Annotated in this window: 10 protein-coding genes; 2 read left to right on the forward strand and 8 right to left on the reverse strand. The window is 73.5% G+C overall.

What is annotated here, in order from left to right; translation table 11 throughout:
• Positions 1–50 precede the first annotated feature (50 nt).
• The 3 genes from ACZ7MY_RS02545 to proB all read right to left on the reverse strand — a co-directional run bounded on the left by ACZ7MY_RS02545 (position 51) and on the right by proB (position 3,198).
• Positions 51–1,376, reverse strand: a complete 1,326-nt coding sequence (locus ACZ7MY_RS02545; protein ID WP_499598919.1) for a glutamate-5-semialdehyde dehydrogenase — start codon at positions 1,374–1,376, stop codon at positions 51–53.
• Positions 1,377–1,467: 91 nt separating this feature from the next.
• Positions 1,468–1,917: a DUF8830 family protein gene (locus ACZ7MY_RS02550; RefSeq protein ID WP_499598920.1), complete on the reverse strand. Its 450-nt coding sequence runs from the start codon at positions 1,915–1,917 to the stop codon at positions 1,468–1,470.
• Positions 1,918–2,043: 126 nt separating this feature from the next.
• Positions 2,044–3,198, reverse strand: a complete 1,155-nt coding sequence (gene proB / locus ACZ7MY_RS02555; RefSeq protein ID WP_499598921.1) for a glutamate 5-kinase — start codon at positions 3,196–3,198, stop codon at positions 2,044–2,046.
• A gap of 340 nt (positions 3,199–3,538) precedes the next feature.
• Between proB and ACZ7MY_RS02560 the strand changes: the two genes are divergently transcribed.
• Positions 3,539–5,572 (forward strand): hypothetical protein, encoded by a 2,034-nt coding sequence (locus tag ACZ7MY_RS02560; RefSeq protein ID WP_499598923.1) that lies wholly within the window; start codon positions 3,539–3,541, stop codon positions 5,570–5,572.
• Positions 5,573–5,868: 296 nt separating this feature from the next.
• Complete coding sequence (locus ACZ7MY_RS02565) at positions 5,869–6,981, forward strand: CDP-alcohol phosphatidyltransferase family protein (RefSeq protein WP_499598924.1); 1,113 nt, start codon at positions 5,869–5,871, stop codon at positions 6,979–6,981.
• A gap of 76 nt (positions 6,982–7,057) precedes the next feature.
• On the opposite strand, the gene obgE is transcribed toward ACZ7MY_RS02565, so the two are convergent.
• The 5 genes from obgE to ACZ7MY_RS02590 all read right to left on the reverse strand — a co-directional run bounded on the left by obgE (position 7,058) and on the right by ACZ7MY_RS02590 (position 14,564).
• Positions 7,058–8,497 (reverse strand): GTPase ObgE, encoded by a 1,440-nt coding sequence (gene obgE, locus ACZ7MY_RS02570; protein WP_499598925.1) that lies wholly within the window; start codon positions 8,495–8,497, stop codon positions 7,058–7,060.
• A 114-nt stretch (positions 8,498–8,611) separates the two neighbouring features.
• Positions 8,612–8,866, reverse strand: coding sequence for a 50S ribosomal protein L27 (gene rpmA, locus ACZ7MY_RS02575; protein ID WP_499598926.1), 255 nt, complete (start codon positions 8,864–8,866; stop codon positions 8,612–8,614).
• A gap of 14 nt (positions 8,867–8,880) precedes the next feature.
• A complete protein-coding gene (gene rplU / locus ACZ7MY_RS02580) occupies positions 8,881–9,201 on the reverse strand; it encodes a 50S ribosomal protein L21 (RefSeq protein WP_499598927.1) in 321 nt (106 codons plus the stop codon).
• 239 nt (positions 9,202–9,440) lie between these two features.
• A complete protein-coding gene (locus ACZ7MY_RS02585; RefSeq protein ID WP_499598928.1) occupies positions 9,441–13,571 on the reverse strand; it encodes an Rne/Rng family ribonuclease in 4,131 nt (1,376 codons plus the stop codon).
• Between the two features lie 219 nt (positions 13,572–13,790).
• A complete protein-coding gene (locus ACZ7MY_RS02590) occupies positions 13,791–14,564 on the reverse strand; it encodes a TIGR03936 family radical SAM-associated protein (protein WP_499598929.1) in 774 nt (257 codons plus the stop codon).
• Between the last annotated feature and the right edge of the window lies 1 nt (position 14,565).

Consider the following 14,565-nt stretch of genomic DNA (forward strand, 5'->3'; position numbering starts at 1 on the left):
GCGGATTGGGCAGGCCGCTCGTGAAGTCCGTCCGTCAGGCGCGCGGCGTTTCAGCCGCGCACGTGCCCGTCCCCGGTGAAGACGTACTTGGTGGAGGTCAGCTCCGGCAGGCCCATCGGGCCGCGGGCGTGCAGCTTCTGGGTGGAGATGCCGATCTCCGCGCCGAAGCCGAACTGGCCGCCGTCGGTGAACCGGGTCGAGGCGTTGACGGCGACCGCGGCGGAATCCACCAACTGGGTGAACCGCCGGGCCGCGGGCTGCGAGGTGGTGACGATGGCCTCGGTGTGCCCGGAGGACCACAACCGGATGTGCTGCACGGCCGCGTCCAGCGAGTCCACCACGGCGGCGGCGATGTCATGGCTGAGGTACTCGGTCTCCCAGTCCTCCGCGGTGGCCGGGACGACGGTGGCCGAGGTGCCGCTCTTCGCGGCCAGTTCCCGCACCCGTTCGTCGGCGTGCACGGTGACCCCGGCCTCCGCCAGCGCGTCCAGGGCCCGCGGCAGGAAGTCGGCGGCGATGTCCCGGTGCACCAGCAGGGTCTCGGCGGCGTTGCACACGCTCGGGCGCTGCGCCTTGGAGTTGAGCAGGACCGAGACGGCGACGTCGAGGTCGGCCTGCGCGTCCACGTACACGTGGCAGTTGCCGGTGCCGGTCTCGATCACCGGGACGATCGACTCCTCGACCACCGTCTTGATGAGGGAGGCGCCGCCGCGCGGGATGAGCACGTCGACCATGCCGCGGGCGCGCATCAGTTCGCGCACCGACTCGCGGCTCTCCCCCGGCACCAACTGCACGGCGTCGGCGGGCAGTCCGGCACCGCCGACCGCGTCGCGCACCACCGTCACCAGCGCGGAGTTGGAGTGGTGGGCGGAGGAGGAGCCGCGCAGCAGGACCGCGTTGCCGGACTTCAGGCACAGCGAGGCCGCGTCCACGGTGACGTTGGGCCGGGCCTCGTAGATGATGCCGACCACGCCCAGCGGCACCCGGATCTGACGCAGGTCCAGCCCGTTGGGCAGCGTCGAGCCGCGCACCACCTCGCCGACCGGGTCGGGCAGTCCGGCCACGTCCCGCACGTCGGAGGCGATGGCCCGGACGCGCTCGGGGGTCAGGGTCAGCCGGTCCACGATCGCCTCGCCGGTCCCGCCCTCGCGGGCGCGGGCGACGTCCTCGGCGTTGGCCTCGACGATCTCCCGGGTGCGGACGACCAGGGCGTCGGCGACCGCGAGCAGCGCGTCGTCCTTCACCGAGCGCGGCAGCGGGGCGAGGTCGTCGGCGGCCGCACGGGCGCGGTAGGCGGCCTGCAGCACCGGGCTCTTCGGCCACGGCGAGGGCAGGGAGGCGGCGAGGTCGTCGTTGCTGTGGCTGCGGCTGCTCATAGCGGCCAGGGTACGGCGTGGGCGCCACGTGACGGGGCGGCTTTCCAGCGGGTGAGACCCGTGCGGAGCACGGCCGCAGGGCCGCCGCGGGTCAGTAGGGGTGCACCCCGACGGGCGCCGCCGGCGGCGGCCCGTAGCCCTCCGCGAGGCGCTGGTGGTAGGTGTCGCGGTCGATGACCTCCAGGCCCACGGTCTCCCACGGCGGCAGGTTGGCGGAGGAGCGGTGCTCGCCCCACAGGCGCAGCGCGATGGCGGCGGCGTCGTGCAGGTCGCGGGCCTCCTCCCAGTACCGGATCTCGGCGTGGTCGGCCGCGTACCTGCTGGTGAGCAGGAAGGGGTGGTCGTTCGCGAGCTGTTCCAGCGCGCGCCGCACCTCGGCGAGCGGGGCCTCGGGCCCGGAGACGCTGAGCGTCACGTGCCAGAGCCGGGACACGGGGCGCTCCCGCGTCACGGGCGGGGCGGTGTCGTCGCTCGTCACGCTCACCAGTGTCCGCTCCGCCGTCCCTCGGGACGACGATGCCCCCGGGCGCCCTCGTCTCACCGGTCGCCTCCCTGTCGTCCCTGTCGTCGCGTCCCTGGCCGGATTCCGTGCTCCGCCCACAAAGTCCAGCAGCCCGGAAGCGGCCGCGGGGCGGTTTTCACGAAGTAACCACGAAGGAGGTCCGCCTCAGTGGTGCAGCAGTACGAGGTCGTCCCGGTGCACGACCTCGCGCTCGTAGGCGGGGCCCAGTTCCCGTGCCAGTTCACGGGTCGAGCGCCCGAGCAGCCGCGGCAGTTCCCTGGCGTCGAAGTTCACCAGGCCGCGCGCGACGGCGTGGCCGGAGGTGTCGCGCAGTTCGACCGGGTCGCCGGCGGTGAAGTCGCCCTCGACCGCCGCGATGCCGGCCGGCAGCAGCGAGGTGCGGCGCTTGACGACCGCCTGCACGGCGCCGTCGTCCAGGACGAGCGCGCCGAGCGGGGTGGAGGCGTGGGCCAGCCACAGCAGCCGGTCGGCGGAGCGCTTTCCCGTGGCGTGGAAGAGGGTGCCCGTACGCCGTCCGGCCAGGGCGTCCGCGGCCTGCGAGGCGGAGGTCAGCACGACCGGGACGCCGGCGCCGGCGGCGATCCGGGCGGCCTCGACCTTGGTGACCATGCCCCCGGTGCCGACGCCGGCCTTGCCCGCGCTGCCGATGGAGACGCCCTCCAGGTCCTGCGGCCCGTGGACCTCCTCGATGCGCGAGGTGCCCGGGAGCGCGGGGTCGCCGTCGTAGAGGCCGTCGACGTCGGAGAGCAGGACGAGCAGATCGCCCCGGACGAGGTGGGCGACGAGGGCGGCGAGGCGGTCGTTGTCGCCGAAGCGGATCTCGTCGGTGGCCACCGTGTCGTTCTCGTTGACGACCGGCAGGGCGCCCATCGCGAGCAGCTGGTCCAGCGTCCGGTAGGCGTTGCGGTAGTGCGCCCGGCGGCTCATGTCGTCGGAAGTGAGGAGCACCTGGCCGACCCGTACGCCGTACCGGGCGAAGGAGGCCGTGTAGCGGGCGACGAGCAGGCCCTGGCCGACGCTGGCGGCGGCCTGCTGCCGGGCCAGGTCCCGCGGCCGCCGGGTGAGCCCGAGCGGCGCCAGGCCCGCGGCGATGGCACCGGAGGAGACCAGGACGACCTCCCTGGCGGCCGTGCCCTCCTGCGCCGGGCCGTCCTGGCTGCCGCGCGCCTTGGCCAGCACGTCCACGAGGGCGTCCACCCGGTCCGCGTCCAGGCCGCCGGCCGCGGTCGTCAGCGAACTCGACCCGACCTTGACCACGACCCGCCGGGCCTCCGCCACGTCCTGCCTCGCGCTCGCCACGTCCGTCCCTTTCCTCTCCCGGCTTCGCAATCTACGGCAGAGGGGCGGTCCGGTGCCGCCGGCTTCCACCCAGCGGACGGGCCGGAGGGACCGCGGCGACGGGACCAAGGACCCGCAGGCCCGCACCGGGAACGCGCGTACCATGGGACCTTGCGTTCGAAGCCCTCGGGCCGCGCGTGCGCCGCCCGAGCAGCCCAGAGGAAGATCCGCCTGTGACATCTCACACGGGAGAGCCGGCGCTCGGCCTTCCGCTTCCTGACCACCAGGCTTGCTGTGCAGGGAGTTTGGACGCCCGTTCGAGCCAAGTGCCCCCACGGTTTTGGATGGTAGGTTGCCCGCTGTGAAACGCACCTTTGGGACCAGGCCGGAGACATTCCACTTCGCGTTGCTGCTGCTGCAGGCCTGCGCGTTGATCGCCCAGATCGTGGGGGTGGCGCTCCCCGGCATGGCACTTCTCGTCGGTGCGGCGGCGCTCGGCTACGCGGCCGATCTCGTCATGCACGCCGGCAAGACGCCCCCGCCCAGGATCCTCGGCCAGCTCCACGCGGAAGCGGTCACCCGGCAGGCGCTGCGCGACCTGCTGCTGGTGACCGGCCTGCTGCGCCTGGAGGTCGGGCCGTCGACCGGGTTCTGGCTGGTCTGCCTCGGCGGCCTGCTCGTCGTGCACGGCGGGCACGTCGCCCTGCAGGCCGGCACCATCCTGGTGCAGCGCGCGCGCAAGCTGCCGGTCGTCACCCGGAACATCGACACCTCCGGCCTCAGGCTTCCCTCCGCTCCCCCGGCCGTGATCACCCGCCGGCCGGGGCTGCGGCTGCTGCTGGCCGAGCTCCCCGCCGTCGCGGGGCTCTCGCTCACCGCGGCGGGCGGGCCCACCGGCTGGGCACTCGCCGGGGTCGGCCTCGCCGCCGTCCTGTCGCTCGCCGCCCTCGCGGTGCTCGCGCTCGCCTTCCTGCCCGGGCGCCGCGCCCCGCGGCAGGAGGAGGTCATGGAGTGGTTCGACGCGTGGCTGCGCGACTACCGGCCGACCGTCGGCATGTACTTCTCCGGCGGCCGCAGCTCCGCGTACCAGGCGAACATGTGGCTGTCCGCGCTGGAGAAGCTCGAGGGCCGGCCCGTGATCGTGCTGCGTGAGCGGGCGATGGTGCCGCGCATCGGCGCCACCGACCTGCCCATCGTGTGCCTGCCGAGGGTCGCCGACCTCATGCGCCTCGGCGACTCCAGCCTCAAGGTGCTGCTGCACCCGGCCAACGCGCCGAAGACCTCCCAGGTGCTGCGCATCCCGTCGATCATGCACACCTTCGTCAACCACGGCGAGAGCGACAAGCTGTCCAGCTGCAACCCGTACGCGAAGGCCTACGACGAGGTCTGGGTGGCGGGCCCCGCCGCCCGCGAGCGCTACGCCCTCGCCTCGGTCGGCGTGGCCGACGACGACGTCGTGGAGGTCGGCCGCCCCCAGCTGGCCGGCGTGGAGCGCGGCTCCGGTCCGGTTCCGGCCGGGTCCCCGGTCACCGTGCTGTACGCGCCCACCTGGGAAGGGTGGACCGACGACCCGGGCAACACCTCCATCGTCCTGGCGGGCGAGACGATCGTCCGCCGGCTGCTCGCCGACCCCGGGGTGCGGCTGCTCTACCGCCCGCACCCGCTGACCGGCTCCGTCGACCCCCGTGCCGGTGCGGCCAACCACCGCATCACCCAGCTCATCGAGGAGGCCCGCGCCGCCGGCCGGCAGTCCGTCGCGACGCCCGCGCAGCGCGAGGTGCTGGAGCGGACCGAGCGCGAGCTGGACCGGCTCACCGCCGCCTGGACGCTGATGTCCGCGGACGACCTGGAGCGGATGGCCGACAAGGGCGTGTCCGGGGACGTCACCGTCGCCGAGGCGACGCGGCGCGCGACCGAGGAGTGGGAGGCCGTCTACTGGACGGCGCTGCCCGCCACCGAGCACCAGGTGCTCACCGGGGAGAGGCCCGGCCTCTACTCCTGCTTCAACCACTCGGACGTGCTGATCACGGACGTCTCCAGCGTCATCTCCGAGTTCATCGTGAGCGGCAAGCCCTACGCGGTCACCAACACCACGGACCTGGCCGAGGGGGCCTTCCGCGAGACGTTCCCCACCGTCCGCGCCGGCACCGTGCTGACCCCGACCGCCAAGGGCCTCGACGAACTGCTGGGCGTCGCCCGCGGCAGTCAGGACGACACCCTGGCGACGGCCCGCGAGGAACTGCGGGTGCACCTGCTGGGCCCGGCCGAGCCGACTTCCGCGGAACGCTTCCAGGAGGCCGTGCACGCCCTCGCGGCCCGCGTCGACGAACGGCGGGCCAAGGCGGCGGGAGCCGCCCCCCAGGCGCTCCCCCGGCAGCGCGCCGGAGCCGTCTGACAGCGGCGCACAGGACGACGGAGGAGGCCTCCGGCGGGAACGTTCCGTTCCCGCCGGAGGCCTCCTCCTTTTGCGTGCCCGCGCGCCGGGTGACCCGGATCACGCCACCGGGCCCCGAGACACCATTCGACAACTTTTTGTTTACTCGCCATTAACCCGTGCAACCATTGTGAGTCGCCGGGTGTCGTAGGTGCGGTGGATGCGGGAGCCGTCCGTGACGGCCGCGCCACCCTCCCGCCCACGCCGGACCGGAAGCCGGTCCGGCGTCCCTTCTCGCCCCGAAAGGTTCCTGGTCCATGGAAATACCGCCGCTCGCGGAAGTACGGCGCCTCACCGAGAAGAAGCGGGACGCCTGGTGGACCGTCTTCCTCGTCGATCCGGTGGCGACCCCGCTGGTGCGCTGGACGGCCAGGTGGACCCGCGTCACCCCCAACCAGATCACCTGGGGCGCGCTGTTCCTCGGCCTCGGCGCGGCAGCGTGCTTCGCGATGGCCGACTGGAAGTGGCTGATCGTCGGCGCCGTGCTGTACCACTTCAGCTTCATCCTCGACTGCATGGACGGGAAGCTGGCCCGGCTCACCGGCCAGGGATCGGAGTTCGGCGGCTGGCTCGACTACATCTTCGACCGCATCCGCGTGGTGTGCTGCGCCGCGGCCCTGATGGGCGGCCAGTTCTACCGCACCGACAAGCCGGTCTACATGTGGCTCGCCCTCGCGGTGATCTTCCTCGACGCCCTGCGCTACCTCGACGCGCTGCAGATCTTCAAGGTGCGGGCCGGGATGCGCAAGAAGATCCGCAAGCGCCTGCAGCAGGTCGAGGCGGCCAAGCCGACCGCCTTCATGGAGGACCTGCTGCGCGAGCGGGCCGAGGACGACGAGACGCAGGCCGACGCGGACGCCCAGGCCGCGGCCAAGGTGCTCGGCTCCGTCGAGCCCGGCCCGCGGTCCGTCCCCGCCCAGTGGAACGGCCCCGGCGCCTCCGCGGCGGACGTGACGGCCACGACGGACGACGGGACCGACGCGGCCGAGGACGCCCCGGCGTCCGAGGAGGAGGACGGCCCGCAGCGGGTCATCGACCTCCAGCAGACCTTCAAGAAGCGCTTCGGCCCCTACGAGAAGTTCCGCGACTTCCTGGTCAAGCACCGCGTACGGCCGCACCTGATCAGCGGCATCGAGTTCCAGATGGCGGTCTTCATCATCGCCCCGCTCACCGGTGCCATCGTCGGTGTCACGATCGGCGCGGCCGTGCTGCTGCTGACCTTCGAACTCGCCATCATCTACAAGCTGCTGCTCTCCACCCGCGACTTCGAGGGCGTCATGGCGCAGCTCCAGGCGGAGGTCCAGGAGCAGGAGCAGGCCGAGGACAGCGAGGACACCCAGGACCCGGCGCTCCGCGCCTCCGTGAGCTGAACGAACGGCACGACGACGAGGGCCGGTTCCCCCGCTGACCGCGGGGGAACCGGCCCTCGTCACATCCGGCCGCGGCTCAGGACTCGAAGGGGTCGAAGCCCTCGAACTGCTCCTGTGCCTCGTCCCGCTCGGCGTCGCGGTCCTTGCGGCGCTGGGCGGCGGGGCGGGGCGCGTCGAAGCGGTGGTCCTCACCGCGGCGTCCCAGCATCTCCGCGCCGGCCGCCACCGTCGGCTCCCAGTCGAAGACCACGGCGTCGTCCTCGTCACCGATGACGACCTCGTCGCCCTCGCGGGCGCCGGCCTTGACCAGTTGCTCCTCGACGCCGAGGCGGGCGAGCCGGTCGGCGAGGTAGCCGACGGCCTCGTCGTTGGCGAAGTCGGTCTGGCGCACCCAGCGTTCGGGCTTCTCACCGCGGACGCGGTAGAAGCCGTCCTCGGCGGTGACGGTGAAGCCGGAGTCGTCCACGGCCTTGGGCCGGATGACGATGCGGGTGGCCTCCTGGACCGGCTGGGCGGCGCGGGCCTCGGCCACGATGCCGGCGAGGGCGTACGCCAGCTCGTTGAGGCCCTTGTGGGCCACCGCGGACACCTCGAAGACCCGGTAGCCGCGCGCCTCCAGGTCGGGGCGGACCATGTCGGCGAGGTCCTGGCCGTCGGGGATGTCGACCTTGTTGAGGACGACCACCCGCGGACGGCCCTCGAGACCCCCGTACGCCCGCAGTTCCGCCTCGATGACGTCCAGGTCGCTCAGCGGGTCGCGCTCGGACTCCAGGGTGGCGGTGTCCAGGACGTGCACCAGGACGCTGCAGCGCTCCACGTGCCGCAGGAACTCCAGTCCCAGGCCCCGTCCCTCACTGGCGCCCGGGATCAGCCCGGGGACGTCGGCGACGGTGAAGACCGTCGAACCGGCCGTGACCACACCGAGGTTGGGGACGAGGGTGGTGAAGGGGTAGTCCGCGATCTTCGGCTTGGCGGCCGAGAGCACGGAGATGAGCGAGGACTTGCCCGCGCTCGGGTAGCCGACCAGCGCCACGTCGGCGACCGTCTTCAGCTCCAGGACGAGGTCCCGGCTCTGGCCCGGCTCGCCCAGCAGCGCGAAGCCCGGCGCCTTGCGGCGCGCGGAGGCCAGCGCCGCGTTGCCGAGGCCGCCGCGGCCGCCCTGGCCGGCGACGAAGGTGGTGCCGTGGCCGACGAGGTCCGCGAGCACGTTGCCGCGCTTGTCCATGACCACGGTGCCGTCCGGCACGAGCAGGACCAGGTCCGTGCCCTCCTTGCCGGAACGGTTGCCGCCCTCGCCGGGCTTGCCGTTGGTGGCCTTGCGGTGCGGGTGGTGGTGGTAGTCGATGAGCGTGGTGACCGACTGGTCGACGACCAGCGTCACGTCACCGCCACGGCCGCCGTTGCCGCCGTCCGGGCCGCCCAGCGGCTTGAACTTCTCCCGGTGCACGGAGGCGCAGCCATGGCCTCCGTTACCCGCGGCGACGTGCAGCTCGACGCGGTCCACGAAGGTGGTCATGCGGATGTTCCTCCTGGTACGTACGGGATGTCTTGTTGTTCAACGCACCGAGGGCGGACCTGCTTCCCGCCCGGGAAGCAGCGTCCGCCCTCGGTGAAGTCGTATCGCGGCCGATCAGGCGACCGGGACGATGTTCACGACCTTGCGACCACGGCTGCTGCCGAACTCGACCGCACCGGCGGCGAGGGCGAACAGCGTGTCGTCCTTGCCACGGCCGACGCCCGCGCCGGGGTGGAAGTGGGTGCCGCGCTGGCGGACGATGATCTCACCGGCGTTCACGACCTGGCCGCCGAAGCGCTTGACGCCGAGCCGCTGGGCGTTGGAGTCGCGACCGTTCCGGGTGGACGATGCGCCCTTCTTGTGTGCCATCTCTGTTCAGTCCCTTACTTCGCAGCGGCGGGGATGCCGGTGATCTTCAGCGCCGTGTACTGCTGGCGGTGACCCTGACGACGGCGGTAGCCGGTCTTGTTCTTGTACCGCAGGATGTCGATCTTCTGGCCCTTGCGGTGGTCCACGATCTCGGCCTGGACCTTGATCCCGGCCAGCACCCACGGGTCGCTGGTGACGGCGTCGCCGTCCACGACGAGCAGCGTCGAGAGCTCGACCGCGTCGCCAACCTTGCCCGTGGAAATCTTGTCAACCTCGACGATGTCGCCGACGGCCACCTTGTGCTGGCGGCCACCGCTGCGCACGATTGCGTACACGCGGAACTCACTCTCTCGCTCGGATCGTCACTCCTGACGCCAGCCGTCCCTGCGGTGCGTGGGGGGCCTCTGCCGGCCGGGGCCGGTAGGAAGGTGCTCAGGAATGGGCGTCAAACGTCAAAACGCCGAAGGTCAAGGTTACGGGGCACCCCCGACCGGGTCAAACCGGCGCCTCCCCGGCCGGACACGCCGAGGGCCGTCCCCCCGGTGGGGGACGGCCCTCGGACGGTGACCCCGGGTCAGGACGCCTCGGTTGGCGCCTCGGCCGTGGCCTTCGCGGCCTTCTTCGCCGTCGTCTTCTTCGCGGTGGTCTTCTTCGCCACGGTCTTCTTGGCGGCCGTCTTCTTGGCGGCGGCCTTCTTCGCCGGCGCCTTCTTCGCGGCCGTCTTGCGCGCGGCCCGCTTCTTCGGCTCCGCCTCGGCGGTGTCCGCCTCGGCGACGTCGGTCTCGGCGGCGTCGCTCTGCGGCTGCGCCTCGGTGCCGGGGACGACCACGACCGCGGCCTCCTCGCCCGAGGACGGCGCGCCCGCGGGGGCGGACGCCCGGCGCGTGGCCCGGCGACGGACCGGCGCGGCCGGCTCCTGGACCTCCGCCACGGGCTCCGGCTCGGGAGCCGGGGCCGGGACGGCCGTCTCCGCCGCGGGGACGACCACCGTGGCCGCCTCACCCGCGGGGGCGCTCGGCGCGGTGGCCTTGCGGGTCGCCCGGCGCCGGCCGCGGACCGGGGCGACGGGCTCCTCCACGACCTCGGCGGTGCCCACGACCGCGGGCGCCTCGGTGGCGGTGGCCGTCGCGGCCTCCGCCGCCTGGGGCTCGGTGACCGGGGCGACCGACGGGACGACGGTGACGATCTCGGCCGTCGCGTCCGGCGAACCCACCGGAGCGGTGACCCGCCGCGAGGCACGCCGCCGGGAACGCCGGCCGGCCGCGGCCTCGGCCTCCGCCGGGCTGCTGAACCACTCCTCGTCCCCACCGACGGCCGGGACCAGCTCGGCCTCCGCCACGGCGACCGGCTCCAGCTCGAGCGCTTCCTCCACGGCCTCCTCGGCCTCGGCGACGGCGGTCCCGGCGACCGCCGGCTCCTCCGCCGCACCGCCACGACGGCGCTTGCGCTTGCCGCCGCCACCGGCCGTCGTGGGCTGGTCCATGTGGACGATGACGCCGCGGCCGTTGCAGTGCACGCAGGTCTCGGAGAAGGACTCCAGCAGACCCTGGCCGACCCGCTTGCGGGTCATCTGCACCAGCCCCAGCGAGGTGACCTCGGCCACTTGGTGCTTGGTCCGGTCACGGCCCAGGCACTCCAGCAGACGGCGCATCACGAGGTCGCGGTTGGACTCCAGCACCATGTCGATGAAGTCGATCACGATGATGCCGCCCAGGTCGCGCAGCCGCAGCTGGCGCACGATCTCCTCGGCCGCCTCCAGGTTGTTCCTGGTGACCGTCTCCTCCAGGTTGCCGCCCTGGCCGGTGAACTTGCCGGTGTTGACGTCGATGACGACCATCGCCTCGGTCCGGTCGATCACCAGCGAACCGCCGCTCGGCAGCCAGACCTTGCGGTCCAGCGCCTTCAGCAGCTGCTCGTCGATCCGGTAGGTGGCGAAGACGTCGACCTCGGAGGTCCAGCGGCTCAGCCGCTCGGCCAGGTCCGGCGCGACGTGTGAGACGTAGCCGTGGATGGTCTCCCAGGCGGTGTCGCCGCTGACGATGACCTTGCTGAAGTCCTCGTTGAAGATGTCGCGGACGACGCGGACGGTCATGTCCGGCTCGCCGTAGAGCAGCGACGGGGCGTTGCCGCTCTTCGCCTTCTTCTGGATCTCCTCCCACTGCGACTGCAGCCGCTCGACGTCGCGGCGCAGCTCGTCCTCGCTCGCGCCCTCGGCCGCGGTGCGCACGATGACGCCCGCGTCCTCGGGGACGATCTTCTTGAGGATCTGCTTCAGCCGGGCGCGCTCGGTGTCGGGCAGCTTGCGGCTGATGCCGGTCATCGAGCCCTCGGGCACGTAGACCAGGTAACGGCCGGGCAGCGACACCTGACTGGTCAGGCGGGCGCCCTTGTGGCCGATCGGGTCCTTGGTGACCTGGACCAGCACCGACTGGCCGGACTTCAGGGCCGCCTCGATGCGCCGCGGGCCGTTGCCCATGCCCAGCGCCTCGAAGTTGACCTCACCGGCGTACAGGACGGCGTTGCGGCCCTTGCCGATGTCGACGAACGCGGCCTCCATGGACGGCAGCACGTTCTGGACCTTGCCCAGGTAGACGTTGCCGACGTACGAGGTCGCCTGCTCCTTGTTGACGTAGTGCTCGACGAGGACGTCGTCCTCCAGCACACCGATCTGCGTCCGGTCGCCGTTCTCACGGACGACCATGACGCGCTCGACCGCCTCACGGCGGGCCAGGAACTCGGCCTCGGTGATGATCGGCACACGCCGGCGGCCCTGCTCACGGCCCTCGCGGCGACGCTGCTTCTTGGCCTCCAGACGGGTGGAGCCCTTGATGGACTGCACCTCGTCGGCCGGCTCGGACGGCTTGCGCGGCTCGCGGATCTTGACGACCGTGCGCTCCGGGGCGTCCTCGCCCAGGCCCTCCTCGGCCGGGCCCTCGCCGCCACGGCGGCGACGACGGCGACGGCGACGGCTGGTGCTGCTGCTCTCGCCGTCCTGCTCGTCGTCCTCATCGGACTCGTCCGCGGCGCCCTCGCCCTCGGTCTCCTCGTCCTCGCCGGCGGCCTCCTCGCCGTCGGCGGCCTCACCACGACGACGGCGGCGGCCACCGCGACGGCGACGACGGGAGGTCCGCTCGCCGCCCTCGCCCTCGTGCTCGTCGCCCTCGTGCTCGTCGGCCTCGGCCTCCGCCTCGTCCTCGTGGACGGCCTCGGGCTCCTCGTCGGCGTGCTCGGCCACGGCGCTCTGCGCGGTCTCCACGGCCTCCGCGGGCTCGCCGCGACGGCGGCGGCGACGACGGCGTCCGCCGGCGTACTCCTCGGCCTCCGCCTCGGCCTCGGGCTCCTCGTGGTCCTCCTGCTCCACGGCCGGCGCGGCCTGCCCGGCCTGCGCCGGGGCGGGGGCCTGGAACACCGGTGCCTGGAAGACAGCCACCGGCGGGCGCACGACCCGGCGGCGTCCTCGGGCGGGAGCCGCCTCGGGCTCGGGCTCGGGCTCGGCCTCAGGCTCCGCCGCGGGCTCGGCCTCGGCGCCCTGCGCCTCCTGGACCTGGATGACGATCGTGTCCGCGGGGACACCGAACGCCTCCGCGACCGCCGCGACCGCCGCGGCGTGCGCCTCGTCGACCGTGTCGCCGTAGCCGCGGATCTCGTACGCGTCCTCGACCTCGACGGCCCAGCCGGAACCGTCCGGGACGGCCTTGGCGGTGTAGGTGCGCCGCTCCGGGGCGGCGGCCACGACGGTCTCGGCGGTGGCCTCCGCCTCCTCACGAGGCGCGAGCGCACCCGGCTTCAGACGGCGCGAGCCGTCGTCGGCGGCGAGGAAGGAAGCCGCCGGGGCGGTACGCCGACGCGAACGGGCCGCCCGGGACTTCTCGGCCTGGGGCTTCTCGGCCCTGCCGCGACGCGGCTGCGTGGCGGGCTGCTCCGCGGGCTCCTCCTGCAGCGCCTTCGCCGGCGCGTCCGCGGCGGCCACGGCGACGTCCTCGGCGGGAGCCGCCTCGGGGGTGGCCACCTTGCGCGTGGCACGGCGACGGGTACGGGCCGGGGCCGCCGGCTGCTCGGCCTGCTCCGCCGCGGGGGCGGTCTCGGCGTGCAGCGGCAGGTCGGCCTGGAGCTCCCTGGCCTGCGTGTCGGCGGCGGCCGCGGGGCCGCTCGTCTCCTCGGCGGCCGGGGCCGCCTCGGGGCTGGTCACCTTGCGCGTGGCACGGCGCCGCGTACGGGCCGGAGCCGCCGGCTGGCCGGCCTGCTCCGCACCAGAGGTCTCGGGGGTGCTCTCGGGGGCCGGGGCCGGCTCGGCAGTCGTCTCCGCCACGACGGCCTCGGGGGCCGGGGCCGCGGCGGTGGCCTTCCGTGTCGCACGGCGGCGGGTAGGGGCGGGAGCGGCCTCGGCCGTCTCCTCGCCGGACCCGGCCGGCTGCGGCTCCGGGGCGGAGGCCTTGCGGGTCGCCCGGCGGCGGGTACGCGCCGGCGCGGCCTCGGCCTCCGGCTCCGCGGAAGCAGCTTCGGCCGGTATGGCCGGCGATCCGGCGGCCGCTGCCCCCGGGGTCACGTCCTGCGCGGCCTCGCCGGCCGCGGGCGGTCCCGCGGGGCGGCTCGCCGCCCGGCGTCGACGGCGCGGTGCGGCCGTCGCCTCGGTGTCGGTGCCGCCGGAGGCGGCTTCGGTGGCGCCGTTCTCGGGCGCCTCGTTCGGCTCGTTGTGCTCGAGCATGCGGGCATTTCTCCCGTCACGCTCCCGGGCGCCGCGTCCTGGTCCGGTTCGCGGCGGTCCGCGTCATCGCGGTTCCGCCGCCCGGGGGGCGCGGGCGCCACACGGGAGCTGTCGTATAGCTCGTCGGCACCGCAGTGACGGGCCGACGAAAGTCTCGTCTGATGCGTGCTGCCGGACCCGGGTTTCCCCAGATGCATCGGCCGCACAACGACGACGGTCCTAGGCGGAACCCTCCGGCACCCTCGCGGCATCGCGGTCGGGCGCGAGCGGATCGGTCACCGTACCGGTCTCCTCGTCGAGCGGCCCCTGCGCCAGCCTGGTCACCGCTGCGGGGACCGGCGGCGCGAGGTCGGCCACCGCACGGAGGCCGGACAGGACGTCGTCGGGTCGTACGGCAGGTGTCACATGCCGAACAACCAGCCGCAGTATCGCACAAGCTCCTGGCGTCGGCCTATCGGCACCCTGTTCGAAAACACCGTCCTGGGCCCCGGCCACCTGCGGATCCACCGCTTCGAGCCGGGTGACGGCCTCGCGCGCGTCGAAAGTCCGCACGCCGTTCTTCGTCATGCGCTGGACCTCGACGGTCCCGGCGGCGAGGAACGCCGCCACGGCCCGCTCGGCCTCGTCCCGCTCGACACCGTCCAGCCGCAGCTGCCACACCGACGCCGCCAGCCGCTCGGCGAGCCCCGAGGTACGGGCCTCGACGGCGTCGACCACGTCGAGTCCGGCCGGCAGCGACTCGTCCAGCAGCAGGCGCAGCTTCTCCGGCTCACGGGCCTCGCTGAGCGCGATCTCCAGGTACTCGGCCTCGCTCGCGACGCCGGTGGGTGCGGCGTTGGCGTACGACACCTTGGGGTGCGGGGTGAAACCCGCCGAGTACGCCATGGGCACCTCGGCGCGCCGCAGCGCCCGCTCGAATGCGCGCTGGAAGTCGCGGTGGCTGGTGAACCGGAGGCGGCCGCGCTTGGTGTAGCGCAGTCGGATGCGCTGCACC

Source organism: Streptomyces sp. NPDC111520, from assembly GCF_055635295.1.

Excerpts from the sequence above, each read along its gene's own strand:
- ACZ7MY_RS02545 (WP_499598919.1), bottom strand. The coding sequence starts at position 1,376 with ATGAGCAGCCGCAGCCACAGCAACGACGACCTCGCCGCCTCCCTGCCC.
- ACZ7MY_RS02565 (WP_499598924.1), top strand. The coding sequence starts at position 5,869 with ATGGAAATACCGCCGCTCGCGGAAGTACGGCGCCTCACCGAGAAGAAG.
- obgE (WP_499598925.1), bottom strand. The coding sequence starts at position 8,497 with ATGACCACCTTCGTGGACCGCGTCGAGCTGCACGTCGCCGCGGGTAAC.
- rpmA (WP_499598926.1), bottom strand. The coding sequence starts at position 8,866 with ATGGCACACAAGAAGGGCGCATCGTCCACCCGGAACGGTCGCGACTCC.
- ACZ7MY_RS02585 (WP_499598928.1), bottom strand. The coding sequence starts at position 13,571 with ATGCTCGAGCACAACGAGCCGAACGAGGCGCCCGAGAACGGCGCCACC.